At 67.6% G+C, this 16,295-nt stretch carries 17 protein-coding genes; all 17 read right to left on the bottom strand.

The genetic code is table 11. The features are described from left to right. Nucleotides 1-15 precede the first annotated feature (15 nt). A complete protein-coding gene (locus J2S76_RS16715; protein WP_307062137.1) occupies nt 16-489 on the bottom strand; it encodes a chemotaxis protein CheW in 474 nt (157 codons plus the stop codon). Next, nucleotides 486-3,164: a hybrid sensor histidine kinase/response regulator gene (locus J2S76_RS16720; RefSeq protein ID WP_307062139.1), complete on the bottom strand. Its 2,679-nt coding sequence runs from the start codon at nt 3,162-3,164 to the stop codon at nt 486-488. Before J2S76_RS16720 ends, J2S76_RS16715 begins: the two co-directional genes overlap by 4 nt. Nucleotides 3,165-3,223: 59 nt before the next feature. Beyond that, on the bottom strand, nt 3,224-4,897 hold the full coding sequence (locus J2S76_RS16725) for a methyl-accepting chemotaxis protein (RefSeq protein ID WP_307062142.1): 1,674 nt from the start codon (nt 4,895-4,897) through the stop codon (nt 3,224-3,226). A 22-nt stretch (nt 4,898-4,919) separates the two neighbouring features. Then, a complete protein-coding gene (locus J2S76_RS16730) occupies nt 4,920-5,438 on the bottom strand; it encodes a hypothetical protein (protein ID WP_307062144.1) in 519 nt (172 codons plus the stop codon). Further along, a complete protein-coding gene (locus tag J2S76_RS16735) occupies nt 5,435-5,812 on the bottom strand; it encodes a hypothetical protein (RefSeq protein WP_307062146.1) in 378 nt (125 codons plus the stop codon). Before J2S76_RS16735 ends, J2S76_RS16730 begins: the two co-directional genes overlap by 4 nt. Further along, nucleotides 5,809-6,306 carry a rod-binding protein gene (locus J2S76_RS16740; RefSeq protein ID WP_307062148.1) on the bottom strand — a complete coding sequence of 166 codons (498 nt, stop codon included), beginning with the start codon at nt 6,304-6,306 and terminating at the stop codon, nt 5,809-5,811. Before J2S76_RS16740 ends, J2S76_RS16735 begins: the two co-directional genes overlap by 4 nt. Before the next feature lie 39 nt (nt 6,307-6,345). After that, entirely contained in the window at nt 6,346-6,747 is a 402-nt protein-coding gene (locus tag J2S76_RS16745) for a hypothetical protein (protein WP_307062150.1), read from the bottom strand. Nucleotides 6,748-6,750: 3 nt separating this feature from the next. After that, a complete protein-coding gene (gene fliR, locus J2S76_RS16750) occupies nt 6,751-7,506 on the bottom strand; it encodes a flagellar biosynthetic protein FliR (protein ID WP_307062153.1) in 756 nt (251 codons plus the stop codon). Then, nucleotides 7,503-9,587, bottom strand: a complete 2,085-nt coding sequence (gene flhA, locus J2S76_RS16755) for a flagellar biosynthesis protein FlhA (RefSeq protein ID WP_307062154.1) — start codon at nt 9,585-9,587, stop codon at nt 7,503-7,505. Before flhA ends, fliR begins: the two co-directional genes overlap by 4 nt. Before the next feature lie 6 nt (nt 9,588-9,593). After that, the gene (fliQ, locus tag J2S76_RS16760; RefSeq protein ID WP_018387931.1) at nt 9,594-9,860 is read right to left on the bottom strand and encodes a flagellar biosynthesis protein FliQ; all 267 of its coding nucleotides are present in this window, start codon (nt 9,858-9,860) and stop codon (nt 9,594-9,596) included. Between the two features lie 3 nt (nt 9,861-9,863). Then, nucleotides 9,864-10,262 (bottom strand): flagellar hook assembly protein FlgD, encoded by a 399-nt coding sequence (gene flgD / locus J2S76_RS16765; protein ID WP_018387930.1) that lies wholly within the window; start codon nt 10,260-10,262, stop codon nt 9,864-9,866. 77 nt (nt 10,263-10,339) lie between these two features. After that, nucleotides 10,340-10,738 carry a flagellar biosynthesis repressor FlbT gene (flbT, locus tag J2S76_RS16770; RefSeq protein WP_307062157.1) on the bottom strand — a complete coding sequence of 133 codons (399 nt, stop codon included), beginning with the start codon at nt 10,736-10,738 and terminating at the stop codon, nt 10,340-10,342. A gap of 8 nt (nt 10,739-10,746) precedes the next feature. Continuing rightward, nucleotides 10,747-11,094: a flagellar biosynthesis regulator FlaF gene (flaF, locus tag J2S76_RS16775; protein WP_018387928.1), complete on the bottom strand. Its 348-nt coding sequence runs from the start codon at nt 11,092-11,094 to the stop codon at nt 10,747-10,749. Between the two features lie 16 nt (nt 11,095-11,110). Then, nucleotides 11,111-12,160, bottom strand: a complete 1,050-nt coding sequence (locus tag J2S76_RS16780) for a flagellar hook-associated family protein (protein WP_307062161.1) — start codon at nt 12,158-12,160, stop codon at nt 11,111-11,113. Between the two features lie 3 nt (nt 12,161-12,163). Beyond that, on the bottom strand, nt 12,164-13,618 hold the full coding sequence (gene flgK / locus J2S76_RS16785; protein WP_307062163.1) for a flagellar hook-associated protein FlgK: 1,455 nt from the start codon (nt 13,616-13,618) through the stop codon (nt 12,164-12,166). 7 nt (nt 13,619-13,625) lie between these two features. Then, nucleotides 13,626-14,882 (bottom strand): flagellar hook protein FlgE, encoded by a 1,257-nt coding sequence (locus J2S76_RS16790; protein WP_307062165.1) that lies wholly within the window; start codon nt 14,880-14,882, stop codon nt 13,626-13,628. Between the two features lie 89 nt (nt 14,883-14,971). After that, on the bottom strand, nt 14,972-16,294 hold the full coding sequence (gene fliI / locus J2S76_RS16795; protein ID WP_307062167.1) for a flagellar protein export ATPase FliI: 1,323 nt from the start codon (nt 16,292-16,294) through the stop codon (nt 14,972-14,974). Between the last annotated feature and the right edge of the window lies 1 nt (nt 16,295).

Raw genomic sequence — 16,295 nt, forward strand, 5'->3', positions numbered from 1 at the left:
CCCGGATGAGCTGTCTCATGCCGCGCTCCGCGCGCCACCAATGGCGGCGAGAACGCGTTCAACGTCGAGCACCACGAGCAGCTCGCCCTCCAAGCGATGGACGCCCTCCGAGAACTGCGTCCACTCTTCGTCGAGATTGGGCGGGTTGCTGTCATAGGTGCTGGGATCGAGGAGCAGAACGTCTCCGATCCCGTCGATAAGCAGGGCGAAGGCCTCGCCCGTGCGCTCGATGCCGACCGCCATCCGGGCGAGGGTTCCATCCTTCAGTCCCAGCAGGCGGCGCATATCGATCATGGTGACGATCCGACCGCGCAGGTTCAGCACCCCGTCAATCTCGCGAGAGGCGAGCGGCACGGGCGTGATCCGGTCGGGGACAAACACTTCGTTGACCGCCGAGATGGGCAATCCGAAAAGCTGTCCGCCGATGCGAACGGTGACGTACTGATGGGCATCGCTCGGCCCTTCCAGGTTAACAACCGCTGCGCTCATGCCGCCTTCTCCTTATCTTCGTGGGCCGCAAATTCGCGCAGCGCGGCGAGAAGGCCGTTGCGGTCGAATTTCGCTACATAGTCGGTGAAACCGGCCAGGTGGCCGCGTTCGATCGAGTCCGGGTTGCGCCCGGATGCCATGGCGATGATCGGCAGGTCGTGCATGTGCAGCTCGCTGCGCACGCGCTCGGCGAAGCCGATGCCGTCGATACCGCGCATGTCGACCTCGCTGACCACAGCGTCGAAGCGGGCTTCGCCGGAGAGCTTCACCAACGCCTCGGTGGCGGAGGTGCAGGTGGTCACGGAATAGCCGTTGCCCTTCAGGACCGGCTCCAGCATCGCGCGATGGAAGGCGTTATCGTCCACAAGCAGCAGCCGGCCGTTCCGCTCGCGAGGGTGTCCGACGGGAATGTCGAAACTGTCGCCGAAGGCCCGCTGCATGAAGTGCGCGACGTCGAGCACTTCGGTTGCCGTGCCGTTGATGATCGCTCCGCCCATGATGTCCGGGGCGCCCGAGGACAGCTTGAGCTCGAACTCGGTTTCGACGATGTCGACGATCTGGTCGACGAAGAGCCCCATGGTCCGCTCCCCTTCCGAGAAGATGAGCAGGGGTTGCTTGCCGGATGTCTTCCGCTCCACCTCGTCATTGGCATAGAGGATCGGGATGAGCGTGCCGCGATACTGCGCCACGCTGCGGTCCGACAGGAGCTCCACTTCCCCGGCGTCGAGTTCTTCGAGACGGGTGACGAGGGCGAGCGGCACCGCCTTGATGCCCTGGGCGCCGGCCCGGCAGAGCAGGAGCGACATCTTGTTGGAATCGGCCGCTGTGCCGGCGAGCGCCTCGCCCTTGCTGGCCTCGTCGGTCTTGTCCGAGCGGGCGGCCGCGTACTGGGACAGGCCGTTGGGATCGATAATCATGATGACGCGCCCGTCCCCGAGGATGGTGCTGCCGGAGATCAGGGAGATGCCGCGCAGCACCGAGGCGAGCGGCTTCACCACGATTTCCTCGGTGTGCAGAACGCTGTCGACCACGACACCGAAGCGCTGGTTACCGACCTGCATCACCACGATCAGCTCGCCGTCGGGATGTTCGCCCCAATGGCACGACAGGCCCATCACCGAGCCGAGATCGATGATCGGCAACAGCCGGTCGCGCAGGCGCAGCACATGGGCATGCTTGATGAAGCTCAGCGAGTGCTCGCTGTCGCCGCGCACCCGCACCAGTTCGACGACGGACGTCTGCGGCAGGGCGAAGCGCTCGCCGGTGATTTCGACGATAAGTGCCGGAACGATGGCGAGGGTGAGCGGGATCTTGATGGTGAAGGTCGTGCCTTCGCCCCGCTTCGAGCGAACGTCGACCGTGCCGCCGATCGACTCGATGTTGCAGCGCACGACATCCATGCCGACGCCGCGGCCGGACACGCTGGTGACTTGCTGGGCGGTGGAGAAGCCGGCATGGAAGATGAAGCGGTAGAGCTGCGCGTCGGTCATGCGCGCGGCATCGGCTTCCGAGCACAGGCCGTTTTCGATCGTCTTGGCGCGGATGCGGGCGACATCGAGCCCGCGCCCGTCATCGGAAATCTCGATGATGACATGGCCGCCCTCATGATAGGCGGACAGGCGTATGGTGCCCTTTTCCGGCTTGCCGGCCAGTCGGCGCATCCCGGGCGTTTCCAGCCCATGGTCGGCCGAATTGCGCACCATGTGGGTGAGCGGGTCCTTGATCTGGTCGAGCAACTGGCGGTCGAGTTCGGTTTCGGCGCCGTGCTGTTCCAGCTCGATATGCTTGCCGAGTTCATGAGCGAGGTCGCGCACGATGCGGGGCAGCTTCTGCCACGCATTGCCGATCGGCTGCATGCGGGTACGCATCACCGCTTCCTGCAGCTCACCGGTGACGGTGGAAAGCCGCTGCAGCGGGCTCTTATAGTCGCTGTCTTCGTTGCGGCGGCTGATCTCCATGAGCTGGTTGCGGGTCAGCACCAGTTCCGAAACCATCGTCATCAGATGTTCAAGCACCGAGACGCTGACACGGATGGTCTGCGCCGCGGCGGCTGCCGGATCCAGCGCGGTCGCCGGCGCGTGCTCGGCCTCAGGCGTGGCGGCCAGCATGTGCGGCACGAGCGTGGGGGCAGCGGCCAGGGTCGGAACCTTGGGCCGGGCCTCCACCGCCGTCTCGCGGAACATGCGCTCCAGCTCGTCGAGCGGCACCTCGCCCGGCAGCAGCTCGCGCTCAAGCGCGACCACAATGGCAGGCTCGGCTTTCGCCAAAGGGGCCGGTGCCGGCAGCGGGGCGGGCGCCTCGTGGGCGGCCTCCGCCTCCAGCGCGGAGATCAGGTCTTCATCCGCGCCGGGCGGCTCGACGCCATCGCTGCGCTCGATTTCGGCCAGGATGAGCTTGATCCGGTCGATGGTCCGCAGGATCAGATCCACCGCGCCGGACTTCACCGGGCGACCGTTGCGGAACTCGTCCATCAGTGTCTCGGCGGCGTGCGCGAGTCGCGCCAGCCGGGCCAGGCCGATAAAGCCGCAGGTGCCCTTGATGGTGTGCACGAGGCGGAAAATGCTGTTGAGGATGTCCCGGTTGTTCGGGTCGGTTTCGAGCTTCAGCAGCTCGCCGTCGGCGACATCGAGGCTTTCGCCGGTTTCCGTCAGGAATTCGCGGAGCAGGTCGTCCATGACACTCACTGGATTCAGGTGGATCTGGAGAGCCGGCGCCATCAGGCGCCGGCAGGGGCTCAGGCGGCGCGGATGCGTTCGATGAAGGTGTCGAATTGCGTGCGCAGCCGGGTCGCCTGGGACGACAGATCGGCGGCGGAGCGGACGATCTCGGCGGAGACGCGCCCGGTATCGGCGGCCGCGACGCTGACCGTCGAGATGCTGGAGGAAACCTCCTGCGTGCCCTGGGCGGCCTGGTGGACGTTCTGCGCGATCTCGCCGGTCGCCGCGCCCTGCTCGTCAATCGAGGTGGCGATGGCGCTCGAAATCTCGTCGATACGGCGGATGGTGCCCGAGATGTTCTCGATCGCCTTCACCACATCGTTGGTCGCGCCCTGTACGGCGGCGATCTGGGAGGAAATCTCGTCGGTCGCCTTCGATGTCTGCTCGGCAAGGGTCTTCACTTCCATCGCGACGACGGCGAAGCCGCGTCCCGCCTCGCCGGCCCGCGCCGCCTCGATGGTGGCGTTGAGCGCCAGCAGGTTGGTCTGCGAGGCAATGTCGGTGATGAGGTTCACAACCTGCCCGATACGCTGGGCGCTGGTGGCGAGGCCGCGCACGACATCGGCGGTGCCGGTGGCCTGTTCAGTGGCCTCGCCGGCGATCTTCGCGGCGGTGGACACCTGGTGGCCGATCTCGCGCACCGAGGCGGCGAGCTCCTCGGCGGCGGAAGCGGCGATCTGCACGTTGCCGGTCGCCTGCTCGGCCGCCGCAGCGACGACGGTCGACTGACGGCTGGTCTCGTCGGCCGACGAGCTCATGCTGGAGGCCGAATGTTCAAGCTGGGTAACAGCGGCGGCGACCGAGCGGACGACGCCGGAAATCTCGCTGTCGAAGCGATCGGCGAGATCGCGCATGGCCGTCCGCTTCTCGATCTCGGCCCGCTCGGCATTGGTGGCCTGCTCGCCACGCAGGCGCTCGGCCTCGCGCAGCGTGCCGAGGAGCTCGCCGGTGGAGCGCCAGAGCTCGCCGATCTCGTCATTGCCCGGCTGGGATTCGATCTCGACGTCGAGCTTGCCGTCGGCCACTGCCTTCACGGTCTCGATCACCCGGCGGATGGGGCGGCTCAGCATGACGACGCCGATATAGAGGCCGGTGCCGATGCCGACGAGCAGGCCGGCCGCGGTGGTGATGAGGATGATGAGCTCGGACCACATATTGACCGTGTTGAACTCCTCGCGCAGAGGGTCGGTCATGCCGCGCAGCCGCTCGACATGTTCGCCGAGCGAGGCCTGCAGCGCCTTGCGGTTGGCGCGGTTGGCCTCGTTGTTGCCCTGCACATTGGCCGCCTGCGGGCCTTCCTGCGTGGCGAGGCGTGCCGTCTCGGCGCGGAAGGTGAGGAAATCGGCGACGTCCTTGGCGACCGGACCGAAGCTGGAGCGGACGTTCGCCTCTTCGGTGCCCTCAACCTCCTGCGCCGTCTCCTGCAGCAGATTCAAGCTGCGTTTGATGCCGGCGACGAAGGGCTTGGCCGCTTCAGCGTCCGACGACATGTAGATGCCGCGCGCGTCCATCACCACCGTGCTGACCAGACCATTGATGCGCTCGGCCAAGAAGGCCTGGCGGTGCAGCTGGTCGAGTTGGTTGGAAAGATGGGCCTCGTAATTCAGGGTATAGACCGAGATGCCGCCGACCAGGGCGGTCGTCAGGCCGAGCGTGGCGACGATGGTGTATATTTTGCCGGTTATCTTCATGAGGACATGTCCGGGTTGAGGTTCAATGGGTTGCTTTTTCGCCTGTGGCGGCGGAGGTCTTCTTCGGTGCGTCGCCGGATCTATCGACAAGTGCGCGTATTTCTGATTTGTCGATGTAATTGATGCCGTCGACGAGTATTTCCTTTATGACGTCGCCGTTCAGCTTTTCATTTACCTTGGACCGGATGTTGTTCAGCATGTCGGAAAGGTTGTACTTGGACAGTTTTCCGAATTCGACACGGCCTTCCGTGTAGATTTCCTGGAACGCGGCGTGGGTGACGAAGATCTGGGGCTCTATCGGCAGCTGGCGCAGCGTCGCCGCATCGGCGGTGAAGACCAGCTTGGCGATCACGTAGCCGCGCACAGTGCCGTCGATGATCATCGGCACGTTGATCGGTTCGAGGCGGCGGTATTCGAGCCCCGCGAGAAACGGCTCCTCGTCCTTGCCGGCGGAGGACCCGGCCATCCAATAGGCACCGCCATAGCTCGCCAGCAGCGTGACCAGGCAGACCCAAAGGCCGATGAACAGCAGCCGCATCATCGCGAGGCGTGCCTCGTGACCTGCGCGAATGAGTAGGTGCCGTCCGAGTCCGCCTCGCCCATCTCGCGACCGAGAATGGCGGCGATCTCCTGCGCGGCGGAAAGATGAATGCGCAGAATGTCCTGATTGCCCAGCAGCTTGCCGCGCAAGCTGGCCAGCCGCGCCGGCAGAGCGCCTTCGCGTGCGCCGGCCAGCGCCTCGGGCAGAGAGCGGATGGCGCGCGTCAGTTCCAGCAGGCTCCGGCTTTTGCGGCGGTTGATCTCCTCGAAATCGAGCGGGCGGCGCTGGGCGAGCGCTGCCGTTTCCTCCTCGAGTGCCTCTTCGAGGCGGTCGAGCAGTCCAAGCAGAGTCGCCAGGGCGGGATTGGCGCTCATGCTGCGTCCCGCCCGCCCCGCACGGAGGCAAGGTGCTGCGCGAGGCCGATGCCGCCCGATTTGGCGACCTCGTCGGCGATGCGCTCGGCAAGCATCGAGCGCCAGACCTGCCCGGCGGTGCCAGCGCCGAAGAGGGTGGCGCTGGACTTGGGCAGCAACTGCTCGACAAAGCCGCTCAGAACCATCGCCTCGAAGCGCCGATAGGGCGAGGGCGCGCCGGCCGGTTCGCGGGAGGAGAGCGCGGTGGCGTTGGACAGCGTCCGGGCGGAGAACGTGCCGAGCGGGCTCCCGCCCTCGCCCAGGGCGACGGGGGCGGCGCTCTCGCCGGCGAGGGTATCGTCGAAGCGCGGCCCCTCGGCCGCCGCCCCGCCCGCCGCGGCGCTGGCCGAGGCAGACGCAACCTGCCGCAGCCGGGCGGCCATGGCCTGCGCCTTCTGCGGATCGGCGGCCTTCACCACGTCGAGAAGGATATCGGAGGGAGGTTGGATGCTCATCGGCTGCACCGTTTCTTGTGACCGATACAGCCTCGCAGATCAGGCTGGCGGGAAGCTTGCGCCCCCCCGGGCGATGAACGCCTCCAGCGCCTCGTCGAGGCTGGCGCGCTCCTCGGCGGCGTGGGCGTTCGCCTCGGCCTTGCCGGTCATGCGCTCGGCACGCTTGAGCCGCATCGCCGCCTCCAGCGCGACGGCCCGCTGCGCCGCCGCCTCATGCTGCAGGCGACCGATCTGCGCATCGAGCGCGCGCAGGCGCGGCGCGGCGAGGGCGATCACGAAGGGGGCGATCGCTTCGTTGTTCAGCACCGCCAATATGTCCCGCCGCTCGCGCTCCACTTCGGCCTGCGCCCGTTCGAGCTGCGCAAGCGCGCTCTCGGCGAGCTGGTGCATCTGCCCCTGCACGGTTTCGATCCGGCGCGCCTTGTGCAGAAGGGCGATCATCGTTCAGCCTTTCGCCAGCCAGGAGGTGAACGCCTCGACGAACATGCGCAGCACGTCGTCGACGGTCACATAGAGCAGCAGCAGCCCGCCGGCGGTGACGATGGGCATGGCGATGAAATAGACCGGGATCTGCGGAGTGAGCTTGTTGATCAGGCCGACCGCCAGGTTCACCACCACGGAATAGACCAGGAACGGGCTCGCCAGCCGCAGGCCGAGCAGGAAGGTGTCGCTCAGCCGGTCGACGAACAGGCCGAGCGAGGCGCCAGCGGCAAAAGGGCCGGCCGGCGGCAGGCGGGAATAGGATTCGACCACCGCCCGCAGAATCTCCCAATGCTGGTCGGTGGCAAAGAGCAGGGCGGTGGCGGAGAGGGTCATCAGCGTGGCGATTTCCGGCATCTGGCCGTCTTCTTCGCTCACCATGCTTGAGGGGGTGGAAAGGCCCACCGCCTGCGCCGCCGCCGTCATCAGGGTTTGAAGGGCAAGGAAGAAAACGCGGGCCAGCAGGCCGATAATGCCGCCCGTAGCGAGCTCGCCGCCGATCGCCAGCAGGAGCTGGGCTTGCGAGAGGCCCGTCACCGTGCGGGTGATCTCGTCGCCGAGGAGCGGGGTGAGGGCGTAGGAAAGGCCGAGCGCCAGGAACAGCCGGATCTTGGCCGGCAGCCGGCTGCTGGAAAAGGCCGGCATCAGCATGAAGCAGGCGCCGATGCGGCAGAAAATGAGGAAGGCCGCGACCAGCGGCGCCTCGGGCGAGCCGTTCACGCGATCGCCCCGAGCGAGGCGATCTCGACCCCGCGCGCGATCTCCACATGCGAGAGCACGGGAAGGGCGGGGAACATGCGCTCGATGATCATCCGGACATAGGGCCGGGCGTCCGGGGCGGTGACGAGGGCGAAGCTTCCAGAGCTGCGCATCCGCTCGCGAATGGCGGCGGAGGCCTCGGTGCCGAACTGCTCCACCAGGCGCGGGTCGATGTCGAATTCCGCCACCTCGCCCTTGGCGTCGCGCTTCAGGGCCTCATGGAAGGTCAGGTCCCACTTGCCGCCCAGGCGCAGCACCTTGAGAACGCCGCCCTCGGAAAGGTCGCCGCAGATCTGCTGCGCCATCCGCATCCGCACATGCTCCACCACCTGTTCCGACCGCCGCGCATGCGGCACGATCTCGGCGATCGCTTCGAGGATGAGGTGCAGGTTGCGGATGGACACGCGCTCGGCCAGCAGCAGCTTCAGCACAGCCTGCAGCCCGGAATAGGAGATCTGCGAGGGGCACATGTCCTCAATCAGCCGCTTGTACTCGGGATCGAGCCGCTCCAGGAGCGAGCGCATGTCCTTGTAGGACAGGAGCTGCGCCAGATTGTTCGACACCACCTCGCTGACATGGGTGAGCATGATCGAGAGCGCGTCGATCGGGGCGAAGCCCTCGCGCTTGACCTCCGCCGCATAGGAGTCGGAGACCCACAGGGCCTTCATGCCGAAGGCCGGCTCGCGGGTCTCGTCGCCGGGCACGTCCGGGCGCGGGCCGTCGCCGATCACCACCAGCGCTTCGCCGATCCGCATCTCATGGCCGGTGATGGCGGTACCGTGCAGCTTGATCTGGTAGTTCTTGGCCGGCAGGGCCAGCCCCTCCGAGACCTTGATATCGGGCACGACGAAGCCGTAGCGCTCGGCGAATTTGCGCCGCATCTTGCCGATGCGGTGGGCCAGTTCCGCCGGGTTGCGCAGCACGATGGTGGCCAGCTGCTTGCCCACCGCCACCTCGACTTCAGCCGTGCGCAGCGATTCCCGCACCGAATCCTTGCTCTCGGCGGCCACCTGCTGCTGCACCTGCGCCTCGCGGGACCTCTCCGCCTCCTTCTCGCGGGCGATCTGCTGCGGCACCTTGTAGGCGATGAAGGCCATCACCGCGCCGAGCGCCGCGAACGGAACGAGCGGAAGGCCGGGCACCAGTGCCAGACAGAACATCAGGGCGGAGGCGACAAAGAGCGCACGCGGATACGCGCCCAGCTGGCCCAGCACGGCCTTTTCCGTCGTTCCCCGCGTGCCGCCCTTGGACACCAGCAGGCCGGCGGCCAGCGAGACGATGAGCGCCGGGATCTGCGAGACCAGGCCGTCGCCCACCGACAGGCGGGTGAAGATGTCCGCCGCCTCGCGCAGTTCCATCTCGTGGCGGGTCACGCCGATGATGATGCCGCCGAAGATGTTGACGGCGATGATGATCAGGCTGGCCACCGCTTCGCCGCGGACGAATTTCGAGGCGCCGTCCATCGAGCCGAAGAAGGAGCTTTCCTCCTCCAGCTCGCTGCGCCGGCGCTGCGCCTCTTTGTCGTCGATGAGACCCGCATTGAGATCGGCGTCGATCGCCATCTGCTTGCCGGGAATGGCGTCGAGGGTGAAGCGGGCGCCGACCTCGGCGATGCGGGTCGCGCCCTTGGTGATGACGAGGAAGTTGACCGTGATCAGAATGACGAAGACGACGATGCCGATGACGAAGTCACCGCTCATCACCAGCTGCGAGAAGCCGCTGATGATGTGCCCGGCGGCGTGAACGCCATCGCCGCCTTCCGCCAGGATCAGCCGCGTGGTGCCGATGCCCAGCGCAAGGCGCAACAGGGTGGCGATCAGCAGCACGGTGGGGAAGGCGCTGAATTCGAGCGGCTTCTGAATCCATAGCGATACCATCAGGATAAGCACTGACAACGCTATGGAAAGTGCCAGCCCGAGGTCGATGAGGGGGGCGGGGATGGGGAGGAAGAGGACAGTGAGGATGGCGATGATGCCGACCGCAAAGCCGATATCGCGCCGTGAGGCGCGCACAGTGGCGGGGGCGGCGGTCAATGCGCTCATGATGCTTTAGAATCCGGTGCCGATCCGGCCGTAGATTTCCTGGGTGAAAGCAAGAATCTGCTGGCCGATGAAAGTGGCAGTCAGTGCAGTGACGACAAGCACCGCGATGATCTTGGGGATGAAGGTGAGGGTGACTTCCTGCACCTGGGTCAGCGCCTGGAACAGCGCCACCGCGATGCCGACCAGCATCGCCGCCGCGACCGCCGGGCCGGAGGCGATGATGATGGTCCAGATCGCGGACTGGACAATGTCGAGGGCGTCGGCCTCGTTCATCGCTCAGGCGATCCGGATGCCGGCGCCGAGAGTGACCTCGCGGCCATCGGTGAGGGTGGCCACCGGCGCGTCGGAAGAAATGCGGACCGAGGCCACCTGGCCGGTCACGCTGCCATCGGCGCTGGTGACGGTGCGCCCGACTGCGGCATCGGCGATCTGCAGCGCCGAGGAGGTGAGAAGCTGATCGAGCTTGGCATTGGCCGCCACGCTCTGCTCGACCTGCGAGAACGACGCGAGCTGGCCCATATACTGGGCGGTGTCCATCGGCTCGGTCGGGTCCTGGTTCTTCATCTGGGCGATGAGCAGCTGGAGGAAGGCGCTGTAGTCGAGCGTGCCGCCGGCCGGCTTGGCGGCAGGGGCCGACGCGGCCGAGGTGCCGCCAAGGGCGTTGATGCTGGTCATGGCTGAATTCCCTGATGCCTTTCCCCGCGCGACGGGACCCGTCGGCGGCTGGAAAGCGCGTCGAAACAACAAATGCCTCAGGCGGCCCTGGGGGCGTCGCAGCCGAGGATGGTCTCCTCGACGAGGAACAGGCGGCGCAGGGCGCGCAGCGCGTCGAAGAAGCGGCCGGTATCGACGAACTCGCCGATCTGGGTCAGCGCGGCGATCATCGAGTCGGTGCGAAACGAGGTGATCAGCGCCGCCAGCTGCTCGCGGAACAGGCGCTGGGCCTGCGCCATCCGGCGCGGCTCGATCAGCATCATCTGCACGACGAAATAAAGCTGGCGCAGCGGCGTGGTGGTGTCCTCCACCTGGAGCACATGGCTCTCCAGCAGAAACGCCACATCGTTCATCAGCTCCACCGTCACCTTGCGGTCGACGCGAATGACCGCGCCATTGAGGAAAAGCCGTTCGCCGGGCTTCAGGGAAATCTGCATCGCGCGCCTCACATAAGTCCGTCGCGGATGGAGCGGTTGACCTCGATGAGGCCGGCGAAATTGGACGAGCGCTCCTGCACGATCTGGTCCGCCTCCTTGATCACCCACAGGCCGATGGAGATCAGGTTGCCGCGCAACGTCTCGGCCAGCTCGTTATGCGGGTCGCTGAGGTCGCGGATGAGGAAACCCCAGAGTTTCTGGAGATAGAGCACGGCCTGCGCGGCTTCCGGCGAGGCCGGGCCGTTCGCCTGGGCGCGCGTCAGCAGATCGATGGCGTGATCGAGCGCCAGGCGCTCTTCGTCCCGCCCTTCGGCGCTGGAGTCGCCGAGAATCTCGGCATACGAGAAGCGATACATCTGTCGACCCTTCGTACTAGATGTAGTCCATGATGGACAGTTTAAGTATTCGCGAAGTCAGAGAGTAGGACATCTCGATCTGAGTGGTCACGGTGTCCAGTCTCGTCTTGGCCTCAGCGGGATCAATGCCTTCGAGAGCGTTGAGGCGGCGATCCGTGGCGTCGATGGCGCCACGCATCAGCGTGTCGGCGGCGGCGATGCGGCTTTGTGCGGAGCCGACGCGGGTAGCGATCTCGGTGACGCCGGAAACGGCGCTTCCCATCAGCGATCGCGTCTTGTCGAGCACGGTGGCCAGCGCGTCGCCCTTGAGGGGGGCGGCGCCGAGCGTCGCTATGACCGTGTATGCCATGGCGAGCTTGCGCATGGCTGGCTCGTTGGCGCTGGCCCCGACTTCGATCCGGCTGGTGGAGGAAATGGCGGCGCTGCGGTTCTCGCTGCTGGCGTCCGACCAGGTGGCGCTCCAGCCCGGTTCCTCGAAAGAGGCGGCGAGGGTGGTGTCGATGAAGTCGGCGAGATCGGCCGCCGGAATCTGCGCCACCGCCGGGTCCTTCAGCGGGTCGGCGGGATCGAGCCCGAAGCGGGCGGCGAAGGCGCTGGTGATGGCGGCCTGCGGGCCTTCGTCGAAGCCGGCCATCGGCTTGGCGGCGCTGTTCAGCCCGCCGAAAAGGTAGCGCCGGCCATCGGTCAGGTTGAGCGTGGCGGTGAGGGCGTCGAGCGCGGAACGCCCCTGCGCCGCCAGCACGCCGGCGCCGCTGTCGGCCTGGGAGATGCCGACCATCGCGCTGAGGAAGCCGTCCGCCTGCGCGCGAATATCGTCGAGCGCGGTCTGGGTGCGGTCGAGCGCCGCCCCGGTGGAAGCGTTGCCGTCGATCAGGCTCTGCAGCGAGGCCTGGTCGCGCCGCAGGGTGAGATTCTCGCCAATGCCGACGCCGAGATCGAGGCCGACATCGGCGCGCCGGCCGGTGGTCAGTTCCTGGCTCGCCTTGGCGAGTTCCGTCTGCAGCCGGGGCAGGGCGGCGCGGGGGGCGTGATTGAGCGAGAGCGTAGAGATGAAGCTGGAAAACATGGCTTACCTCACGGCCTGGAAGAGCGCGTCGTACAGGCCGTTGATCACGGCGATGAGCTTGGACGAGGCCTGGTAGCTGCGTTCGAGATCGAGCTGGCGGGCATATTCGTCGTCCATGTTGATCCCGGTCGCGTTGGAAAGCGCCGTCGAGGCATGCGAGAGCAGGGCGTACTCGCTGTCCGCCGCACCGGCGGCGACCTGGCGCTGGCCTTCCAGCCAGCCGGTGGAGGCGGCGGCGAAATCGGCGAGGGTGGAACGCGCGGGAATGCCGGCGGTGGGGTCGAAATCGCGGACATCGGCCAGCGCCGTGCCGGTGGCCTGCAACTGGTCGGCAAAACTGGCCTGACCGCCGGCATTGGCGACATAGGCGGCGCCGTTGATGCCGCCGTCACGCAAGAGGCTCGGGCTGCCGCCGCGCGCCGGATCGACGGCGGCATTGACGGCGAGGCGCGCGGCCAGACCCGTGGCCTGCGCCGGCAGGTTCGCGGTGCCGTCGGTGAACAGGCCAGGGGCATCCGGCGCGCCGGTGCCGCTCTGGTCGGTTTCTGCAAAGGCCTGCACCAGCCCCAGCGCCATCGAGTCGAGCTGCGTCTCCAGCGTCACGGCGGAGCGGTCGCGCAGCTCGGCAAGGCCGGCGATGCGCCCGGAACGCAGCGGCATGGCGGCATCCGCGCCGGTGACGCTGACGCCGTCGACCATCACCGCCTGGCCGGCCATCCCGGCCGCCAGCACCGGCGTGGTCTTGAAGGTGACGGAACGCGGCACGGTCTCGAACAGTGTGGCGCCGCCATCGGTGTAGAGCACGAGGTCGTTATTGGCGCGGGAGACGGCGGTGACGCCCATCTCCTCGGCGATGCCGGCGAGCAGCGTGTCGCGCCGGTCCAGCGCGTCGCTGACATCGCGCCCGGCGCCGGTGCCCTTCACCACCGCATCATTCTCGGCGGCGAACTGCTTGAGCAGGTCGTTCACCCGCACCACCGAGCGCGCCATGCCGGCATCCGCATCGGTGCGGACGGTGCGCACGGTGGTGGCGGCGGCGTTGAGGGCGGTGGCGAGATCCTGCGCCACGGTGACGGCGCGGACGCCGAAGGCGGGATCGTCAGGCGCATTGGCGAACTGGGCGAGGGCATCGCCCAGCGCGCCGATGCGCGCCGCCGGCGCGCTGTCGCCGGCGGGATCGCCCATGCCGGTGCGCAGCCGGTTCAGCCCGTCCAGCACCGCCTGGCGGTCGGCGGCGTTCGACGTCGCCCCGAGCATGCGCGTGTAGAGTGCGCTGTCGCTCGCCCGCGAGACGGCGACGACATAGGCGCCGCCGGAGGCTTCCGTGGTGGTGACGGCGATCTTGCGCGAGGCGCCCGGCTGCCCCGCATTGCCGATGTTGCGCGCCGTCGTCTCGATCTGGGTCGAGGTCGCGGAGAGCGACGCGCGGGCGGTGTTGAGGGCGAGCGAGAGGCTCATGAGCGCATCACCGCTTCAGGCTCATCAGCACGTCGAGCAGTTCCGAGCCGGTCTGGAACACCTTGGAGTTGGCGGTGTAGTCGCGCTGGGCGCTGATCATCTCGGTCAGCTCGGACGCCATGTCGACATTCGAGCGCTCAGTGGCGCCTGACACCATGGTGCCGAGCCCGCCCTCATTGGCGAAGCCGATCTGCAGCCCGCCGGATTCGCGGGTGGTCTCGAACACGTTGCCGGCCTTGGGATCGAGATTGTCCGGGCTGGTGACGAAGGCGAGGGGGATCTTGTAGAGCGCCGATTTGCGCCCGTTCAGGTCGACGGCGGAGACGACGCCGTCCTTGTCGATGGTCACGCTCGACACCGAGCTGGGGGCGTTGCCGTCCACCGTGGCGGTGAGCGGGGTGTAGCGGTCGGCCAGCTGGGTCATGCCGGCGAGGTTGAGGGTCAGCGTCTGCCCGCCCGGCACATCAAGCACCATCGAGGCGGTGGAGGTGAGGTTGCCGAGCGCGTCGAAATCGAGCGTCTGGGTGGTGAGCGCGGCATTGGCATAGGGGAAGCCGCCGCCCACCGCCGCATCGGCGCGGTCGAAGGCGGTCATCTCCCAGGCGATCGGGCTGTCGCTGGTCTTTGTGAGGTAGATGTCGAGGGTGACCTCGCTGCCGAGATTGTCGAAGGTGACCAGCGAGGACTTCTGCGAGAAGCTGGAATCGGCGGCGTTCGCGGCTGGGGTGTTGCCGGTCACGACGGCATCGGCGGCCGGCAGGTTGGCGGCGAAGGCGCCGTCGCGCGAGGGGTTGGCGGCCAGCCGCACATCGGCGACGCGCACCGGCTTTAGGCCGCCGGCGCCGTTCAGCACCACATTGGGGTCACCGCCGGTGATGTCGTAGCCCATCAGCGTGAAGCCGGCGGTGTTGGTGAGGTTGCCGCTCGCGGCGTCGACGGTGAAGGAGCCGGCGCGGCTGAGATAGGAGGTGCCGTTGGGGTCCGCGACCAGGAAGAAGCCGTTGCCCTGGATGGCGAGATCGGTCGCCGAGGTGGAATAGTTCAGCGCGCCCTGCTGGCTGATCGAATGGCGCACGGCCGTGTTCACGGCGCCGGAATTATACTCGCCCGGCCCGCTCTGCAGCAGCAGGGTCGAGAATTCGGCGGAGGCGCGCTTGTAGCCGGCGGTGCCCGAATTGGCGATGTTGTCGCCGATGGTGCTCAGCTTGTTGGACTGCGCCGCCATGCCGGACACACCGGTCCGCATCATGCCATAGAGGCTCATTTCATCACTCCTCGGTGTCGTTACCGCACTTGACCGTGTCTGGCTTGTGCGAGACTGGCGTCAGCCGCGCCTCGCCCAGCCGCGTGTGGCTAGCCGCGTATGGCCTGGGCGAGTTCGGCGAAGGGTTCACGGCTGGGCGGGGCGTCGGCATATTGCGACAGCGCCTCATAGATGCGGGGCACCACCTTCACCGCCTGGTCGAGCTCGGGGTCGGCGCCGGGGTGGTAGCCGCCCATCAGCCTAAGGTCGCGCGTGTCCTCGAAGCGGGCAATGAGGCTGCGCAGGCGGCGGATCAGGTCGCGCTCTTCCGGGCTCCAGACGAGATCGGCGAGGCGCGAGACCGAGCGAAGCACGTTGACGGCGGGAAAGCGCCCCTGGTCGCCGATCGCCCGGTCGAGCACGATATGGCCGTCCAGCGTGCCGCGCACGGCGTCGGCCACCGGGTCGTTATGGTCGTCGCCATCGACCAGCACCGAGAAGATGGCGGAGATCGCGCCCGCGCCGTCCGGGCCCGGGCCGGCGCGCTCCAGAAGGCGGGGCAGGGTGCTGAACACGCTCGGCGCATAGCCGCGCGCCACGGCCGGTTCGCCCGCCGCCAGCGCCACGTCGCGCGCGGCATGGGCGTAGCGGGTGACGCTGTCGACGATGAGCAGCACTTGCTCGCCGCGATCGCGGAAATATTCGGCCACCGCGAAGCCCGCGCGCGGCGCCAGGCGCCGCATCATCGCGCTCTCGTCGCTGGTGGCCACCACCACCACCGAGCGGTGGCGATTGGGGGCCAGCGGGCCTTCGAGGAATTCACGCACCTCGCGCCCGCGCTCGCCGACCAGGGCGACGACAATGGTGTCGAAGCCCTCGCAGCGGGCCAGCATGGCGAGCAGGGTCGACTTGCCGACGCCCGAGCCGGCGAAGATGCCGATGCGCTGGCCCTCGCAGAGCGGGGTGAACAGGTCGATCACCCGGACGCCGGTACGCAAAGGCTTGTGGATGCGCGCCCGCGTCATCGCCTCCGGCGGGTCGGCTTCGAGCGCGCGCGCCTCGTCGCCCAGGGTGAGCGGGCCGAGCCCGTCCAGCGGCTGGCCCAGCGCGCCGATCACCCGGCCTTTCCAGTCGGCATGCGGGCGGAAGGCGAGGGTGCGGGCCAGATGCGCCGGGGCGCCGAGGCCGATCGGCACCCGCTCGTCGAAGGGCTTCACCGTGGCGCCGCCCTCGTCGAGCCGCACCACCTCGCCGATCAGCTGGCGCCCGCCCGCCTCCACTCCGACGCAGGCGCCGAGCGTGAGGTGGGAGGACAGGCCCGACACGCGAAAATGCGTCGGCGTCACCTCGCGCACCACGCCCGAGACGCGCACGAAGGGCAGGTCGTCGAGGCCCGACTGAACGGCGCTCTCCAGCCGTGCCAGCGCGTTCATC

Origin of the sequence: Ancylobacter vacuolatus (assembly GCF_030813595.1) — a bacterium.
GTDB classification, from domain to species: Bacteria; Pseudomonadota; Alphaproteobacteria; order Rhizobiales; family Xanthobacteraceae; genus Ancylobacter; species Ancylobacter vacuolatus.

Bases quoted from the DNA above. Each gene is read 5' to 3' on its own strand.
- J2S76_RS16715 (WP_307062137.1), bottom strand. From the start codon at position 489: ATGAGCGCAGCGGTTGTTAACCTGGAAGGGCCGAGCGATGCCCATCAG.
- J2S76_RS16720 (WP_307062139.1), bottom strand. From the start codon at position 3,164: ATGGACGACCTGCTCCGCGAATTCCTGACGGAAACCGGCGAAAGCCTC.
- J2S76_RS16725 (WP_307062142.1), bottom strand. From the start codon at position 4,897: ATGAAGATAACCGGCAAAATATACACCATCGTCGCCACGCTCGGCCTG.
- J2S76_RS16730 (WP_307062144.1), bottom strand. From the start codon at position 5,438: ATGATGCGGCTGCTGTTCATCGGCCTTTGGGTCTGCCTGGTCACGCTG.
- J2S76_RS16735 (WP_307062146.1), bottom strand. From the start codon at position 5,812: ATGAGCGCCAATCCCGCCCTGGCGACTCTGCTTGGACTGCTCGACCGC.
- J2S76_RS16740 (WP_307062148.1), bottom strand. From the start codon at position 6,306: ATGAGCATCCAACCTCCCTCCGATATCCTTCTCGACGTGGTGAAGGCC.
- J2S76_RS16745 (WP_307062150.1), bottom strand. From the start codon at position 6,747: ATGATCGCCCTTCTGCACAAGGCGCGCCGGATCGAAACCGTGCAGGGG.
- flhA (WP_307062154.1), bottom strand. From the start codon at position 9,587: ATGAGCGCATTGACCGCCGCCCCCGCCACTGTGCGCGCCTCACGGCGC.
- fliQ (WP_018387931.1), bottom strand. From the start codon at position 9,860: ATGAACGAGGCCGACGCCCTCGACATTGTCCAGTCCGCGATCTGGACC.
- flgD (WP_018387930.1), bottom strand. From the start codon at position 10,262: ATGACCAGCATCAACGCCCTTGGCGGCACCTCGGCCGCGTCGGCCCCT.
- flbT (WP_307062157.1), bottom strand. From the start codon at position 10,738: ATGCAGATTTCCCTGAAGCCCGGCGAACGGCTTTTCCTCAATGGCGCG.
- flaF (WP_018387928.1), bottom strand. From the start codon at position 11,094: ATGTATCGCTTCTCGTATGCCGAGATTCTCGGCGACTCCAGCGCCGAA.
- J2S76_RS16780 (WP_307062161.1), bottom strand. From the start codon at position 12,160: ATGTTTTCCAGCTTCATCTCTACGCTCTCGCTCAATCACGCCCCCCGC.
- flgK (WP_307062163.1), bottom strand. From the start codon at position 13,618: ATGAGCCTCTCGCTCGCCCTCAACACCGCCCGCGCGTCGCTCTCCGCG.
- J2S76_RS16790 (WP_307062165.1), bottom strand. From the start codon at position 14,882: ATGAGCCTCTATGGCATGATGCGGACCGGTGTGTCCGGCATGGCGGCG.
- fliI (WP_307062167.1), bottom strand. From the start codon at position 16,294: ATGAACGCGCTGGCACGGCTGGAGAGCGCCGTTCAGTCGGGCCTCGAC.